Consider the following 15,446-nt stretch of genomic DNA (forward strand, 5'->3'; position numbering starts at 1 on the left):
GTCCTGAAAAAGCTATGAAAAAGCCGCCAGCAGGCGCTCGGCGTCCGTGTCGCTCAGCTGGCTACCCTGTTGCATCAGCGCCTGCGCCAGGCCGGGGCCCAGGGCGCCCTGCAACTGCGCCTGCAGGGCGGCCCATTGCTGCTCGATCCAGCCATAGGGGCGCGCCTGGCGCTGCTCGAAATGCTGCCGCGCCAGGCCCAGCAGCTGCGCCGCCGCCTGCGGCCGCTGCAGCGCCCAGGCCAGCAGCGGCAACTGGGTGAGGGCGTAGGGCACGTCGAACCGGCGGGCCAGCTGCAGGGCCGGGCCGCAGGCCTGCAGCGCCGCCTCGCATTGCCCCTGAGCGATCAGCGCCGCCAGCAGATAGCACTGCACATAGGCGCTGCTGGCGCCGGCCTGCACGCTCGGCCGGGCGAGCATGGCGCGCGCCAGCGCCGCCGCCTCGGCATGGCGCTCCAGCAGGAAGATCAGGGCCAGCACATTGCTCTCGGCCACGTCGGCGGCGTCCTGCCAGGCGAGCGCCTGCGCCAGCGCCAGCTCCTCGCGATGATCGCTGAGCGCGGCTTCGAGCTGGCCGCACTTGAGGTGGTAGCTGCCGCGCGCCGCCGCGGCCACCAGGCGCAGGCGCGCGCTCCACTCGGGATGCCGGCCCAGCAGCGCGGCGATTTCGGCCAGCGCGCGATCGACCTCGGGGCTGGCCGAGGGCGCCGCGCGCACCAGGCTCACCAGGGCGCGCAGCAGGTCGCGCTCGTCGCCCAGCGCGCCCAGCGCGCGCAGCTGCGCGCAGGCGCGCATGGCCGCCTCGCTGGCGCGCGGGCTGCCGCGCATCACCAGCTGGCGCGCGAACTCGCGCCACCAGTGGGCCTCGGTGGCGGCCGACAAGCGCCCGCCCAGCAGCGCCTCGCAGTCGGCGACCCAGCCATAGGCCTCGCCGCGCCAGGCGCTGTAGGTGGTGAGCATGCCCACGCAGGTGGCCAGGGCCAGCGCGCTGTCGGGCTCGTGCTGCATGGCCCAGCGCAAGGCGCTGCGGGCGTTGTCGAGCTCGGCGAAGCAGAGCGCGTTGATGCGCGGGTTGGCGGCGCCATCGGCCTGGTCCTGCTGCTGGCGCAGGCGCTGCATCAGCTGGCACAGCGCCCTGGCATGGCCCCGGCGTGCCGCCTCGGCCTCGCCGGCCTCGTCCAGCAGGGTCAGGGCGTAGAGGCGCATGGTCTCGAGCAGGCGGTAGCGCGGCGCGCTCTCGGTGGCCGCCAGCTCGGCCACCACCAGCGAACGGTCCACCAGCGCGGCCAGCCCGTCCACCAGGCTCCAGCGCGCGCTCTCGGCGGTGTCGGTGGCGGCCATCAGCAGCTCCAGGCTGAAGCCGCCGCTGAACACGCCCAGTTGCCGGAACAGCCGCTGCTCGGCGGGCGCCAGCAGGCCGTGGCTCCAATGCAACGCGGCTTGCAGGGTCGGGTGGCGCGCCAGGCTGCCGCGGTGGCCGCGCTTGAGCAGGGCAAAGCGCTCGGCCAGCGCATCGTGCACGCCCTGCAGGCCCAGCAGGGGCACGCGCGCGGCGGCCATTTCCAGCGCCAGCGGCAGGCCGTCGAGCTGGCTGCACAGCGCGCGCAGCAGCGGCAGCTGCTCCGCCCCCAGGCGCAGGCGGTAGTCGGCCGCGCAGGCGCGCGCCGCCAGCAGGCCGATGGCGCCGCTGCGCAGCGCCTGTTCGGCGGCCGTGTCGGCGCCGGCGATCTCCAGCGGCTCCAGCCTTTGCTCGCGCCCGCCGGCCAGCGGCAGCGGCGCCTGGCTGGTCACCAGCAGGCGCAGGCTCGGCTCGGCCGCCAGCAACAGCGCCGCCAGCTCGGCGGTGGCCGGCAGCAGATGCTCGGCGTTGTCCATGATCAGCAGGCGCCGAGCGCCCAGGGCCGGGGCCAGCAGGGCGGCATCGCTGGCGGGCCCGTGCAGCTCGAGCGCGCGCGCCAGGGCCGGCAGCAGCTGGCCCGGTTCGGACAGGGCGCCGAGGTCCAGCCAGAGGGCGCGCGCGGCGCGGCTGTCCAGGCTCAGGTCATGGGCGTCGCGCAGCGCCTGGGCCAGCGCGGTCTTGCCCACGCCGGCCGGGCCCAGCAGGGTCACGCAGCCGGCCTGCTGCATGGCGCGCAGCAGGCGCGCCAGGTCGTCCTCGCGGCCGAACAGCTGGCAGCCGCCCAGCGCCACCAGGGCCGGATTGGCGAGCGGGCTGGCGTCCATGCCCGTGGCCGCTACGGTGAAGCGGTAGCCATGCCCCGGCACGGTCTCGATCAGCTCGGCGCCCAGCACCCGGCGCAGGGCGGTGATCTGGGCGGCGATATTGTTCTCTTCCACCACCAGGCCGGGCCACACCTGGTCGAGCAGCTCGGCCTTGGTGACCAGGCGCCCGGCGCGCTCCACCAGCACGGTGAGCAGATCGAAGGCGCGCGAGCCCAGCGGCAGCACCACGCCATCGGCGCGCAGCAGCCGTTCGCGGGTCAGCAATTCGAAGCGGGCAAAGCGCCAGTTGGTGGAACGCATCTTGGCAGGGTTGGGGCCGCACGCGTGCGGCTGCCGGCGTCTGTGATGGCCGGGCGAGTATGCCTGACAGGCTACAGTTGCCGCATGAACCTGCAAATCCGGCGCGTCGGCATCGACACCTGGCGCGAGAACGTGGCCTATCTGCACCGCGACTGCCCGGTGGTGCGCGCCGCGGGCTTCCAGGCCCTGGCCAAGGTGGAGATCCACGCCAACGGCCAGACCATCCTGGCGGTGCTGAACGTGGTGGACGACGAGCGCATCGTCAGCGCCTGCGAGCTGGGCGTGAGCGAGGACGCGTTCGCGCGCCTGGCGGTGGGCGAGGGCCACGAGGCCAGCATCGCGCATGCGGAGCCGCCCGGCTCGATCGCCGCCCTGCATCGCAAGATCAATGGCGAGCGCCTCACCAAGGACGACCTGCACGCCATCATCCGCGACGTCGCCCAGGCGCGCTATTCCAAGATCGAGCTGGCCGCCTTCGTGGTGGCCACCAACCAGTACGAGCTGGACCGCGAGGAGGTGCTGCACCTCACCGAGGCCATGATCGCGGTGGGCCGCAAGCTCGACTGGCAGCGCGAGGTCGGCCATGGCCTGGTGGTGGACAAGCATTGCATCGGCGGCATTCCCGGCAACCGCACCTCCATGCTGGTGGTGCCCATCGTCGCCGCGCATGGCATGTTGTGCCCCAAGACCAGCTCGCGCGCCATCACCTCGCCGGCCGGCACGGCCGACACCATGGAGGTGCTGGCCGAGGTGGAACTGGGCTTCGAGCGCATGGTCAGCATCGTGCGCGACACCCATGCCTGCCTGGCCTGGGGCGGCACCGCCGATCTCTCGCCCGCCGACGACATCCTGATCTCGGTGGAGCGCCCGTTGTCGATCGACTCGCCCGGCCAGATGGTGGCCTCGATCCTGTCCAAGAAGATCGCCGCCGGCTCCACCCATCTGGTGCTGGACATCCCGGTGGGTCCGAGCGCCAAGGTGCGCTCGATGGCCGAGGCGCAGCGCCTGAAGAAGCTGTTCGAATACGTGGCCGGCCATCTGCGCCTGCAGCTGGACGTGGTGCTGTCCGACGGCCGCCAGCCGATCGGCCGCGGCATCGGGCCGGTGCTGGAGGCGCGCGACGTGATGCAGGTGCTGCAGGGCGACCCGGCCGCACCGCAGGACCTGCGCCAGAAGGCGCTGCGCCTGGCCGGGCGCATGATCGAGTTCGACCCCGATGTGCGCGGCGGCCAGGGCTACCAGATCGCGCGCGACATCCTCGACTCGGGGCGCGCGCTGGCGCAGATGAACGCCATCGTCGACGCGCAGGGGCGCCGCGCCGAGCCGCCACAGGTGGGCAGCCTGCAGGCCGAGGTGCTGGCCGAGGCCGACGGCGTGCTGGTGGCGTTGGACAATCTGCGCATCGCGCGCATTGCCCGCCTCGCCGGTGCGCCGCAGGTGCCCGGCGCCGGCCTCGACCTGTTGAAGAAGCTGGGCGATCCGGTTGCCAAGGGCGAGCCGCTCTACCGCATCTATGCCCAGTTCGACGCCGATCTGCAGTTCGCGCGCAGCCATGCGCAGAAGGACCCGGGCTGCCGCATCGGCGCCGCCGAGCAATTGCCGCACGAGTTCGCGAGCGGCTCGCTGTTTTCGCTGTGACCCTTTATGAGTTCTGACATCCTGCTGCTGGCCTTCGACGACGAGGCCGCCCTGGCGCAAGACCTGGCCCTGGCGCTGGACGCGCCGCTGGCCTTCATCACGCGCCACCGCTTCCCCGACGGCGAGCTGCGCCTGGTGCTGCCCAAGCCGCTGCCGGCGCGCGTGCTGCTGCTGCGCGGCCTGCAGCAACCCAACGAGAAGCTGGTGGAGCTGCTGATTGCCGCGCCCACCGCGCGCGAGCTCGGCGCGCAGCGGCTGGTGCTGGTCTCGCCCTACCTGGCCTATATGCGCCAGGACATGGAGTTCACGCCCGGCGAGGCGGTCAGCCAGCGCCATATCGCGCGCCTGCTGGCCCAGCAGTTCGACCATGTCATCACCATCGATCCGCATCTGCATCGCATCGCCAGCCTCGACGAGGTGATGCCCAAGGGCGCCGGCGTGGCGCTCTCGGCCGCGCCGGTGCTGGGGCGCTGGATCGCCGCCCGCGTGCCCGGCGCGTTGCTGATCGGGCCCGACGAGGAATCGGGCCAGTGGGTGCGCGAGGCCGCGCAGGCCGGCGGCCTGGATTGCGCGGTGGGCCACAAGGTGCGCCATGGCGACCACCAGGTCACGCTGGCGCTGCCGGAGCTGGCGGTGCAGGGCAGGGCGGTGGTGCTGCTGGACGACATGGCCTCCACCGGCCGCACCCTGATCGGCGCGGCCCAGGGCCTGCTGGCGCGCGGCGCGGCCTCGGTCGACGTGGCGGTGACGCATGCGCTCTTCAATGGCGATGCGCTGCCGGCCCTGCAGGCGGCGGGTGTGCGTCATGTCTGGAGCAGCAACAGCGTGCCGCACGCCAGCAACGCGGTCTCGGTGGTGTCGCTATTGGCCGAGGCCTGGCGTAGACTGGGCTGACACAAACAACATTGGGCGTGCTGGCCGGCAAGGCCGGCGCGGGGCCTGACTCGATGCAACTGCTCAAGCTGGTGGCCAATCAGGTGACGGTGGGCGCGCCATTGCCCTTCAATGTGCGCGACGAGCATGGCGGGCTGCTGCTGGCCTGCGGCCAGCTGGTCTACAGCGACAACCAGTTGCAGAGCCTGCTGGCGCGCGGCATGTTTGCCGACGTCGAGGAAATCAAGGCGCTGGCCGCCGGCCGCAAGGTGGTGGCACAGCCGCCCACGCTGTTTGCGCGCTGGAACCATATCTACTGGAGCCTCGACCGTCTGGCCCATGCCAGCCAGGAGCCCGCCGGCCTGCAGCAGGGCTGCCATGAACTGGCCGACGAGCTGATGGCGATGGTGCGCCAGGACCCCGATGTGGCCGTCTACCAGATGGTGCGGCAGGAGGCCCATCACTACCGCATGTACGGCCTCACCCATACGGTGTTCGTGGCGGCGCTGTGCCAGCTGATCGCGGCGCGCCTGGAGTGGCCGGCCGAGCGCCAGCGCTCGGCGGTGCTGGCGGCGCTGACGATGAATCTCAGCATCCTGGAGCTGCAGGCCCGCTATGCGGTGTTCGGCCGCCTCACGCAGGAGCAGCGCGACGAACTGCGCGGCCACCCCGAGGCGGCGGTGGCGCGTCTGCGCGCCGCCGGCGTGGCCGATGAGGAATGGCTGCAGGCGGTGCTGGAGCATCACGAGCATGCCGATGGCCAGGGTTATCCGCGCGGGCTCACCGCGGTGTCGGAGCTGGCCCATCTGCTGCGCCTGGCCGATGTGTTCCTGGCCAAGATCAGCCGGCGCGAGGGCCGCCCGCCGCTGGACATCAAGGAGGCCGAGCGCCAGGCCTATGCGCAATGGCCCGGCAGCCCGATGGTGGCGGCGCTGATCAAGGAGATCGGCATCTACCCGCCGGGCGAGTTGCTGGCGCTGGCGAGCGGCGAGAAGGCGGTGGTGATACGGCGCGGGGCCGGCATGCAGACGCCGCTGGTGGCGGCGCTCACCGACAAACGCGGCCTGCCGATCACGCAGACGCCGCGCCGCGACACCGCCCAGGCCGACTACGCCGTCAAGGCGGTGGAGGCCGACAAGACCCTGGTCACGCGGGTGCCGCTGGAGCGGCTCTACGGCCTGCTCAGCTGAGCGGCTGTTGGCCTTGGCGCCACAGTTGCGACAGAAATATGACTTAAGGCATGGTCGGCCCGGCCGATATGCCTAGCATGGTGCCAGGCAGGGGCGTGATTGCGCCTGCCGGGTCAGTCCTTGCTAGTCATTCAGAAGGAGACAACATGACATGTTCGAAGCAGTGGCGCTTGGCGCCTCTTGCCGCGGCCCTTTTCTTTGCAATCGGTGCGCAGGCGCAAACAGGCGGCGAGTCCGCCTTTTCTTTTTCTGGCTTCGCAACGCTGGGGGTAGTGGGCACCAACACCGACGCGGCCCAATATGCGGGCAACGGCCAGGTGCGTGGCGCCGACAAGTCCTGGAGCGGCGAGGTCGACTCCAAGCTCGGCGTGCAGGGCACCTTCAAGGCCAACGCGATGTTCTCGGGCACGGTGCAGCTGCTGAGCAAGCAGAACGGCGAGGGCAACTTCACGCCCGAGCTGGAATGGGCGTTTGCCAAGGCGCAGATCACGCCCTCGCTGGCGCTGCGCCTGGGGCGCATGGGCGGCCCCTTCTTCGCGGTCTCGGACTTCCGTGACGTCGGCTATGCCAACACCTGGGTGCGCCCGCCGATGGACGTCTACGGCCAGGTGCCGTTCAGCAATTTCAATGGCGCGGACCTCAACTTCCAGACCAATACCGGCCTCGGCACCCTGAGCGCGCAGCTCTTCGGCGGCCAGGGCCGGACCACTGTGGCGCGCACCAAGGTCGACTTCAAGAAGATGCTCGGCTTCAATGCCACGCTCGAGATGGACAACGGCCTGAGCCTGCGCGTCGGCCATCTGCAGGGCCGCCTGACGGCCCACACCACCACGCTGGCCGGCCTGGTGGCGCTGATACGCACCACGCCCTTCACCAGCACCGCCAACGAGCTGGACCCGACCGACAAGAAGGCCACCTTCACCGGCCTGGGCGCCACCTGGGACAGTGGCAACTGGATCGTCAGCGGCGAATACACGCAGCGCCGCACCGACACCTATGCCGCCGATACCGATGCCTGGTACCTGACCCTGGGCCACCGCATCGGCAAGTTCACGCCCTATGGCACGGTGTCGCAGCTCAAGCATGTGGACAGCAACGTCACCAATGTGATCCCGGCCGCCACGCCGCAGCTGGCCCAGCTCAAGGCCACGGTGGACGGCTTCGTGGCCAGCCAGCACCGCGCGCAGAAGACCTGGGCGCTGGGCCTGCGCTGGGATGCCTATCGCAATGTGGCGCTGAAGGCGCAGGTCGATCGCGTCAAACCCGATGGCCCGGGCTTCTTCATCAATCAGCAGCCCGGCTTCGGCACGGGCGCCTCGGTCAATGTCTACAGCCTGGCTGTGGACCTGGTGTTCTGAGGCAGGAGGCCCATGATGAGCAACAAGACATCCTCCGCTCTCCTGGCCGTCGCGCTGCTGAGCCTTGGCGCCGCCGCGCAGGCCCAGGTGGCCGTGATCGTCAACCCCAAGAGCCCGACGGCCAGCATGACGGCCGACCAGGTGGCCAGCATCTTCCTCGGCAAGAGCAACACCCTGCCCAGCGGTGCCACCGCGGCCGCGGTGGACCAGCCCGAAAGCGCCGCGGTGCGCGAGCAGTTCTACACCAAGGTCACCGGCAAGCAGGCGGCCCAGGTGAAGGCGGCCTGGTCGCGCCTGGTGTTCTCGGGCAAGGCCACGCCACCGAAGGAACTGGCCAGCTCGGCCGAGGTGAAGAAGTTCGTGGCCGGCAATGCGGACGCGATCGGCTACGTCGAGAAGTCGGCGGTGGACGGCAGCGTCAAGTCCGTGTTGACCGTCGACTGACGGTTTGAGTCAATGCCCCCGTGGGCGCGCTGCCAGGGCGCGCCCCACAAGGAGAAGTGCATGAACGTCAAGACCCGAATCTGGCTGCTGCCCGTGTTGGCCGCGGCCGTGTTTGCCATCGGGATCGCGGTGGTGTTGGCCTATTCCACGCGCAGTTCCAGCGCGATCCAGGATGTGGGTGCGGTGCACTCGCCCTATCTGGATGCCACCAACCAGTTCGCCTCCCAGCTGGAGGCGCTTGGCGCCACCATCCAGAGCGCGGTGGCCGAGGGCGAGAAGAAGCGCCTCGACGAGGCCAATGAGCGCGCCGCGGCGATGCGCAAGACGCTCGCCACCATCAAGGCCATCGATGGCAAGGGCGAGATGGCGGGCAAGCTGGGCGCCAGCTTCGAGGCCTATTACGCGGCGTCTTCCGAGACCGCCCAGCTCTTCCTGGGCATCAAGCAGGGCGACCAGGCCGGCGCCATTCCGAAGATGCAGGCGGCGCTGAAGAACCTCGAGGCGGTGCTGGCGGACGCCAGGCGCCAGGCCCGCGAGGGCTTCGACGAGGGGCTGGAGCATGCCAAGCGCGGCGTCACCGCAAGCGTCTGGGCGGTGGTGATCAGCGGCCTGGTGGTGGTGCTGTGCCTGGGCGTGGGCTCCTTCCTGGTGATCGGCAGCGTATGGCGCCAGCTCGGCGGCGAACCCGAATACGCGCGCGACGTGATGCGCCAGATGGCCGAGGGCGATCTGTCGCAGGACATCCGCGTCAGCAGCGGCGCCGAGGGCAGCCTGCTGGCGGCGGTGCGCGACATGTCGCAGGGCCTGGCGGCGATCGTCAGCAATGTGCGCAGCGGCACCGACTCGATGACCGTGGCCTCGCGCGAGATCGCGGTGGGCAACCACGATCTTTCGGTGCGCACCGAGAAGCAGGCCAGCTCGCTGGAGCACACCTCCAGCAATATGCAGAACCTCACCGAGACGGTGCGCCAGAGCGCCGATGCGGCGGCGCAGGCGAACCAGCTGGCCGGCTCGGCCGCGGCGGTGGCGCAGCGCGGTGGCGAGGTGGTCTCCCAGGTGGTCACCACCATGGAGGAGATCAACGACAGCTCCAAGAAGATCAACGACATCATCGGCGTGATCGACGGCATCGCCTTCCAGACCAATATCCTGGCCTTGAATGCCGCGGTGGAAGCCGCGCGCGCCGGCGAGCAGGGGCGTGGCTTCGCGGTGGTGGCGGGTGAGGTGCGCAGCCTGGCGCAACGCAGCGCCGAGGCCGCCAAGGAGATCAAGTCGCTGATCGGCGCCAGCGTCGACAAGGTCGAATCCGGCAGCCGCCTGGTGCAGAACGCCGGCTCCACCATGGGCGAGATCGTCGCCAGCGTGCAGCGCGTGTCCGACATCATCGGCGAGATCACCGCCGCCTCTACCGAACAGAGCCAGGGCATTGGCGAGGTGAACCAGTCCATCACCCAACTCGACCAGATGACGCAGCAGAACGCCGCGCTGGTGGAGCAGGCGGCCGCCGCGGCCAGCAGCCTGGAGCAGCAGGCGCAGGCGCTGCAGACCGCGGTCTCCACCTTCAAATTGAGCTGAGCCGTGCCGCCGGGGGGAGCGGGGCGGGCTTTCCTATAATCCGCCTCCTTTCCCCTGAATCGGACCCTGCCTTGAAATTCCTGCTCGACAACTGGTATCTCGTCCTTGCTGCCCTGGTGTCCGGGGGCATGCTGCTGTGGACCACGTTCGCGCGCAGCACCGGCGCCGGCGCGGTCTCCACCGCCGAGGCGGTGCGCCTGGTGAATCGCGAGAAGGCGGTGCTGATCGATGTCTGCAGCGCCGCCGAATACGCCGCCGGCCATGTGGCGGGGGCCCGCAACGTGCCGCTTGACAGCGTCGAGGGCCACAAGCAACTGCCCAGCAACAAGACCCTGCCCCTGGTACTGCTGTGCCAGAGCGGCGCGCGCGCCAGCAAGGCTGCTGGCATTCTTCGCAAGGCCGGCTATGCCAATGTGCAGGTGCTGGCGGGTGGCCTGAAGGCTTGGCGCGAGGCCAACCTGCCGGTCGAGAAGAGCTGAACGACGTTGAAGAAGAGAAGGTTTGCGCGATGCGTGCCGTGAAGATGTACACCACCCAGGTTTGCCCCTACTGCGTGCGCGCCAAGGCGCTGCTCAAGCAACGCGGTGTGGAAGCGATCGACGAAGTGCGGGTGGATCTGGACCCCGGCCAGCGCGACGCCATGATCGCGCTCACCGGGCGTCGCACGGTGCCGCAGATCTTCATTGGCGACACCCATGTGGGCGGCTGCGACGAGCTGATCGCGCTGGACCACCGTGGCGGCCTGCAGCCGCTGCTGCAAGGCGCCTGAAGCCCGCCCGGATTCCGGGCCCCGCATGGCCTGGGTCATAATGCCTGCCGCTGCCCGCAGCAAGAACGCTGGCGGGCTTCACTATTTGGAAAGACACCATGGCCGACGAGACCAACACCCCCGTGTTTCAGATCCAGCGCATGTACCTGAAGGACTTGTCGCTGGAGCAACCGAATTCGCCGCAAATCCTGCTGGAGCAGACCCAGCCTCAGGTCGACATCAACCTGGCCCTGGCGGCCGAGGGCGTGGCCGACGGCATTTTTGAGGTCTCGGTGACCGCCACCGTGACCACCAAGGTCGGCGACAAGACCCTGTTCCTGATCGAGGCCAAGCAGGCCGGCATCTTCGAGATCCGCAACCTGCCGCAGGAGCAGGTCGAAGGCATCCTGGGCATCGTCTGCCCGCAGATGATCTACCCCTATCTGCGCGCCGTGGTGTCGGACGTCTGCACCCGCGCCGGCTTCCCGCCGGTGCTGTTGTCGGAAGTCAACTTCCAGGCCATGTTCGAAGCTCAGCAGGCCCAGCGCGAAGCCGCGGCCGCCGCACCGACCATCAACTGAGAAGCGCAAGCATCAGCGCCGCAAGGCATGGAGGCGCCCAGTGCTGACGAGCATCGGGCGCTTTTTTACTTTGGCCCCCGGCATGGGGGCGTGAGCCAGCTATGAAGATCAGTGTTTTGGGTGCCGGTGCCTGGGGCACGGCCCTGGCGATACAGGCCGCCGAGCGGCACGAGGTGCTGCTGTGGGCGCGCGATGCGGACGCCGTTGCCGCGATGCGCGCGGCGCGCCGCAACGAGCGCTATCTGCCCGAGGCAGCCCTGCCCGCGGCGCTGCAGCTGAGCGCCGACCTGGCGGCGGCGATCGCGCATGCGCGCGAGGGGCTCATCATCATCGCCACGCCGATGGCGGCACTGCGCGGCATGCTGGCGGCCCTGCCGGCCGGCGCGCGCTGCCTCTGGTTGTGCAAGGGCTTCGAGGCCGGCACCGGCCTGCTGGGTCATGAGATCGCGCGCGAGGCCGCGCCCGCGCTGACGGTGGGCATTCTTTCCGGCCCCAGCTTTGCGCAGGAGGTGGCGCTGGGTCAGCCCACCGCCCTGGTGGCGGCCAGCTTCGATGCCGCGCTGGCGCAGGCGGCGGTGGAGGCCTTCCACAGCGAGCGTCTGCGCGTCTACACCTCGGCCGATCCGGTCGGCGTGGAGGTGGGCGGCGCGGTGAAGAACGTGATGGCGATCGCGGTGGGCATTGCCGACGGCCTGCGCCTGGCGGCCGAGGCGCGTGGCGATGCCGCACAGAATCGACTCAACGCGCCCGGCCTGAATGCGCGCGCGGCGCTGATCACCCGCGGCCTGGCCGAGATGCTGCGCCTGGGCCTGGCGCTGGGCGCGCGCACCGAGACCTTCATGGGCCTCTCGGGCATGGGCGACCTGGTGCTGACCGCGACCGGCGATCTCTCGCGCAACCGCCGCGTCGGCCTGATGCTCGCGCAAGACCTGGCCCTGGCCGACATCCTGCGCCAGTTGGGCCATGTGGCCGAGGGTGTCTACAGCGCGCCCACGGTGCTCAAGCGCGCGCAGGACCGCGGCGTCGACATGCCCATCACCGCGGCCGTGGTGGCGGTGCTGGAAGGCCGGCTGGGCCCCGCCGCGGCGGTGGACCTGCTGATGGGCCGCCAGGCCCGTTCGGAGCATTGATGCTGCTGCTGGACCGCCGCGCGCTGATGCAGGCCGCCGTTGGCATGCTGGCCGCCGGCTCGGCCCGGGCCGAGGCCTGGCCGAGCCGCCCGATCAAACTGGTCGTGCCCTTTCCGGGCGGCAGCTCGCCCGACATCGTGGCGCGCGCGCTGGCCGAGGCGCTGGGCGCGGCCCTGGGCCAGCCGGTGCTGGTGCTGAACCAGCCGGGCGCCGGCGGCAATATCGGCACGGCCATGGTGGCCAAGGCCGTGCCCGATGGCTACACGCTGCTGTTCACCATCCAGGGGCCGCTGGTCACCGCGCCCCTGCTGGCGCGCCGGCTGCCCTATGACCCGGTGCGCGACCTGCAGCCCATCAGCCTGGTGGCCAGCTCGCCCAATGTGCTGGTGGTCTCGCCCGCGCTGGGCGTGCGCACGGTGGCCGAGTTCGTCGCCGTGGCGCGGGCGCGCAAGGGCGCGCTCAACTACGGCAGCGTGGGCAATGGCAGTGCCGCCCATCTGGCGATGGAGTCCTTCAAGGCGCGCGCCGGCGTCGAGCTCGGCCATGTGCCCTACCAGGGCTTCCCGCAGGTGGTGAACGCGCTGCTGGCAGGCGAGGTGCAGGCCGGCTTCATGGTGCCAGGTATTGCCATGGGGGCGGTGAAGGCCGGCAGGCTGACGGCCCTGGCCGTCACCAGCCTGGGGCGGGCCGCGGCCCTGCCCGAGCTGCCGACCCTGGTGGAGCAGGGTTATGCCGGTTTCGAGGCGATCTCCTGGCAGGCGGTGCTGGCGCCGGCGCGCACGCCCGCGCCCATCGTGGCGCGGCTCTCGCAGGAGCTGGTGCGCATCATCAAGAGCGATGCGCTACGCAACCGCCTGCTGAGTCAGTACTTCAGCGCCACCGCCAGCTCGCCCGAGGGCCTGGCCCAGCTGATGCGCAGCGAACGCCTCAAATGGGCGGCCGTGATCCAGGCCGCCGGCGTGCAGCCCGAGTAGCTCAGCCAGCGGCCCCTGCGTAGCCGTTCTGGCGCCAGGCCTCGAACACCGCCACCGCCACGCTGTTGCTGAGATTGAGGCTGCGCTGCGCCGGCAGCATCGGCAGGCGCACGCGTTGGCTGGCCGGAAAGCCGTCGCGCAGCGCCGGTGGCAGGCCGGCGGTCTCGCAGCCGAACACCAGAAAGTCGCCCGGCTGCCAGGCCGTCTCGGTGAGCAGATGGCTGCCGCGCGTGGTGAAGGCGAACATGCGTTCGGGCGCGGGGCTCTCCGCATCGAGAAAGGCTTGCCAGCTGGCATGGCGGTGCACCGCCGCGTACTCGTGATAGTCGAGCCCGGCGCGCTGCAGCAGGCGGTCTTCCATCAGGAAGCCCAGCGGCTCGATCAGGTGCAGGCGGCAGCCGGTGTTGGCGGCCAGCCTTATCACATTGCCGGTGTTGGGCGGGATCTCGGGGTGCACGAGCACGATGTTGAACATGGCGGTCTGGACTTCCTGATTTCGTCAATCGGCCGGCGTGCGCGCCAGCACCCAGGCCTGCACGGACGCGGCACCGGCGCGACGCAAGGCGCCGGCAGCCTCGAACAAGGTGGCGCCGCTGGTCATCACATCATCGACCAGCGCCACCTTGGCGCCACGCAGGCCGGCCTGCGCGGCGGGCTCGACGGCGAAGGCATGCTGCATATTGGCGCGGCGCGCATCGAGCTGCAGGCTGGCCTGCTGCGCGGTGTCGCGCACGCGCAGCAGCAGGCCGGCGGCGCAGCGCCATTGTCGCCGCTGCGCCAGGCCGCGCGCGATCTCCAGGCTCTGGTTGTAGCCGCGCTCGCGCAGGCGGCTTGCGGTGAGCGGGATGGGCAGCAGCAGGTCGGGCGCCTCGGCATCAAGGAGCGCGCGGTCCAGCAGCTCGACCAGCAGCGCGCGCCAATGCAGCGCGTCGTGGAACTTGAAGCGCTGCAGCAGCCGGTCCCAGGGGAAGCCGTAGTCCAGCGCCGCGATGCAGTGGCTCAGCGGCGGTGGCGCGCGCAGGCAGCTGCCGCATGCCGGGCCGGCGCCGGGCGGCAGCCGCAGCGCGCAGAAGTGGCAGCGCGGCACGGGCGTGGCGTAGCGCGCCGCGCAGTCGCTGCACAGCCGTTGCGGCGACCAGCGCCGGCACACGGCACATTGGCCAGCCACACGCGGCAGCCGCGCTGCCAGGCGCGCGATGAGGGCATCGGCCAGAGGCGGGGCGAGCGCGGGCATGGCTCAATATACTGCCGCGATGACGAGTGACGTGATCGATGGACAGCGGGCCGGTGCCCAGCTGGATGCCGGCGCCTTGCGGCATCAGCGGCGCCGCCTGGCGGCTGCGCCCGAGGCGCCCTGGCTGCACCGCGAGGTGGCGCAGCGCATGGCCGAACGCCTGCCCTTCATCAAGCTTCAGCCCCGCAGCGTGCTGCTGTGGGACGCCTGGCTGGGTGCCAGCGCGCAAGCACTGCGTGCGCAATACGCCCAGGCGGAACAGCTGCTGGTGGAGGACGAGCCGGCCTTGCTGGCGCGCAGCCAGGGCCTGCTCAAGCGCGGGCTGTGGTCGCGCCTGCGTGGCTTGGCGCAGGGCGCGGCGCAAGGGCAAGCCCTGACCCCCGCGCAGGTGCCGGCGGGTGTGGCCGAGCTGGTGTGGGCGAATATGAGCTTGCATGCGCAGGCGGAGCCGGAGGCGGTGCTGCGCGCCTGGCACGAGGCCCTGGCGGTGGACGGCTTCCTGATGTTTTCCTGTCTCGGGCCCGACAGCCTGGTGGAGCTGCGGCCGCTCTACGCCGAACTGGGCTGGGGCCTGCCGGCGCCGCCCTGGCTGGACATGCACGATATCGGCGACATGCTGGTGCATGGCGGCTTTGCCGATCCGGTGATGGATCAGGAGCGCCTGAGCCTGACCTGGGCCGATGGCGAGGCCTTGTTGAACGATATGCGTGCGCTGGGCGGCAATGTCGCGCGGGCGCGTTTCGCGGGCCTGCGCGGGCGCCAATGGCGCAGCGCCTTGCTGCGCGCGCTCGAGCGCCTGAAGGGGCCGGATGGCCGCCTGCGCCTGACGGTGGAGTTGGTCTACGGCCACGCCTTCAAGGCCGCGCCCAAGCTGCAGGTGCAGGCCGAAACGGCGGTGTCGCTGGAGCAGATGCGCGCAATGGTGAAGCGCCCGCGCTGACTTGCTCCGGATCAACGCCGCACACGGCGACGCACAAAGACCACAGCCCCGTTATGGGGCTACGTTAGAATCCGCCGCGATTTGAATTTCAGCAGCGCCAGGGTAATCGATCCCGATCTGGCGCTCGTTGAGCGAGGTCAACCCCGGTTCAAGAAGTCTCGCATGCCGCCGCGGCAGGTGACGCAGGACATGGGGTGGACATCGGTCCAGCGTCGGTGTTGACCATGTGGCGCGCAGCGCG

Annotated in this window: 15 protein-coding genes; 12 read left to right on the top strand and 3 right to left on the bottom strand. The window is 70.5% G+C overall.

The annotated features are described in order from the left end of the window. Window positions 1–12 precede the first annotated feature (12 nt). Window positions 13–2,520: an ATP-binding protein gene (locus PFX98_RS13310; protein ID WP_285230984.1), complete on the bottom strand. Its 2,508-nt coding sequence runs from the start codon at window positions 2,518–2,520 to the stop codon at window positions 13–15. Between the two features lie 84 nt (window positions 2,521–2,604). Here PFX98_RS13310 and PFX98_RS13315 point away from each other — a divergent pair, with 84 nt between their 5' ends. The 11 genes from PFX98_RS13315 to PFX98_RS13365 all read left to right on the top strand — a co-directional run bounded on the left by PFX98_RS13315 (window position 2,605) and on the right by PFX98_RS13365 (window position 13,031). Then, window positions 2,605–4,158, top strand: a complete 1,554-nt coding sequence (locus PFX98_RS13315) for a thymidine phosphorylase family protein (protein ID WP_285230985.1) — start codon at window positions 2,605–2,607, stop codon at window positions 4,156–4,158. 6 nt (window positions 4,159–4,164) lie between these two features. Beyond that, window positions 4,165–5,052 carry a ribose-phosphate diphosphokinase gene (locus PFX98_RS13320; protein ID WP_285230986.1) on the top strand — a complete coding sequence of 296 codons (888 nt, stop codon included), beginning with the start codon at window positions 4,165–4,167 and terminating at the stop codon, window positions 5,050–5,052. A 53-nt stretch (window positions 5,053–5,105) separates the two neighbouring features. Beyond that, the gene (locus PFX98_RS13325) at window positions 5,106–6,221 is read left to right on the top strand and encodes an HD-GYP domain-containing protein (protein WP_285230987.1); all 1,116 of its coding nucleotides are present in this window, start codon (window positions 5,106–5,108) and stop codon (window positions 6,219–6,221) included. Between the two features lie 146 nt (window positions 6,222–6,367). Then, window positions 6,368–7,579, top strand: coding sequence for a porin (locus PFX98_RS13330; RefSeq protein WP_483414193.1), 1,212 nt, complete (start codon window positions 6,368–6,370; stop codon window positions 7,577–7,579). A 15-nt stretch (window positions 7,580–7,594) separates the two neighbouring features. Further along, window positions 7,595–8,023 carry a type 2 periplasmic-binding domain-containing protein gene (locus PFX98_RS13335; RefSeq protein ID WP_285230989.1) on the top strand — a complete coding sequence of 143 codons (429 nt, stop codon included), beginning with the start codon at window positions 7,595–7,597 and terminating at the stop codon, window positions 8,021–8,023. Window positions 8,024–8,083: 60 nt separating this feature from the next. Continuing rightward, window positions 8,084–9,598 carry a methyl-accepting chemotaxis protein gene (locus PFX98_RS13340; RefSeq protein WP_285230990.1) on the top strand — a complete coding sequence of 505 codons (1,515 nt, stop codon included), beginning with the start codon at window positions 8,084–8,086 and terminating at the stop codon, window positions 9,596–9,598. Window positions 9,599–9,669: 71 nt separating this feature from the next. Further along, on the top strand, window positions 9,670–10,077 hold the full coding sequence (locus PFX98_RS13345; protein ID WP_285230991.1) for a rhodanese-like domain-containing protein: 408 nt from the start codon (window positions 9,670–9,672) through the stop codon (window positions 10,075–10,077). Window positions 10,078–10,106: 29 nt separating this feature from the next. Next, on the top strand, window positions 10,107–10,367 hold the full coding sequence (gene grxC, locus PFX98_RS13350) for a glutaredoxin 3 (protein WP_285230992.1): 261 nt from the start codon (window positions 10,107–10,109) through the stop codon (window positions 10,365–10,367). A gap of 98 nt (window positions 10,368–10,465) precedes the next feature. After that, window positions 10,466–10,927, top strand: coding sequence for a protein-export chaperone SecB (secB, locus tag PFX98_RS13355; RefSeq protein ID WP_285230993.1), 462 nt, complete (start codon window positions 10,466–10,468; stop codon window positions 10,925–10,927). A gap of 101 nt (window positions 10,928–11,028) precedes the next feature. Beyond that, a complete protein-coding gene (locus PFX98_RS13360) occupies window positions 11,029–12,057 on the top strand; it encodes an NAD(P)H-dependent glycerol-3-phosphate dehydrogenase (protein ID WP_285230994.1) in 1,029 nt (342 codons plus the stop codon). Further along, complete coding sequence (locus PFX98_RS13365) at window positions 12,057–13,031, top strand: Bug family tripartite tricarboxylate transporter substrate binding protein (protein ID WP_425334604.1); 975 nt, start codon at window positions 12,057–12,059, stop codon at window positions 13,029–13,031. The genes PFX98_RS13360 and PFX98_RS13365 overlap by 1 nt, the downstream gene beginning before the upstream one ends. Before the next feature lies 1 nt (window position 13,032). Here the strand turns inward: PFX98_RS13365 and trmL are convergent, their stop codons facing one another. Together trmL and PFX98_RS13375 are read right to left on the bottom strand one after the other, a co-directional pair. Beyond that, entirely contained in the window at window positions 13,033–13,506 is a 474-nt protein-coding gene (trmL, locus tag PFX98_RS13370) for a tRNA (uridine(34)/cytosine(34)/5-carboxymethylaminomethyluridine(34)-2'-O)-methyltransferase TrmL (RefSeq protein WP_285230995.1), read from the bottom strand. A 24-nt stretch (window positions 13,507–13,530) separates the two neighbouring features. Then, window positions 13,531–14,265, bottom strand: a complete 735-nt coding sequence (locus tag PFX98_RS13375) for a ComF family protein (protein ID WP_285230996.1) — start codon at window positions 14,263–14,265, stop codon at window positions 13,531–13,533. Between the two features lie 19 nt (window positions 14,266–14,284). On the opposite strand from PFX98_RS13375, the gene PFX98_RS13380 reads away from it, so the two are divergent. Further along, window positions 14,285–15,205: a biotin synthase gene (locus PFX98_RS13380; RefSeq protein WP_285230997.1), complete on the top strand. Its 921-nt coding sequence runs from the start codon at window positions 14,285–14,287 to the stop codon at window positions 15,203–15,205. The last annotated feature ends 241 nt before the right edge of the window (window positions 15,206–15,446 follow it).

This window comes from Paucibacter sediminis (assembly GCF_030254645.1).
In the GTDB taxonomy this organism is placed as follows: domain Bacteria; phylum Pseudomonadota; class Gammaproteobacteria; order Burkholderiales; family Burkholderiaceae_C; genus Paucibacter_B; species Paucibacter_B sediminis.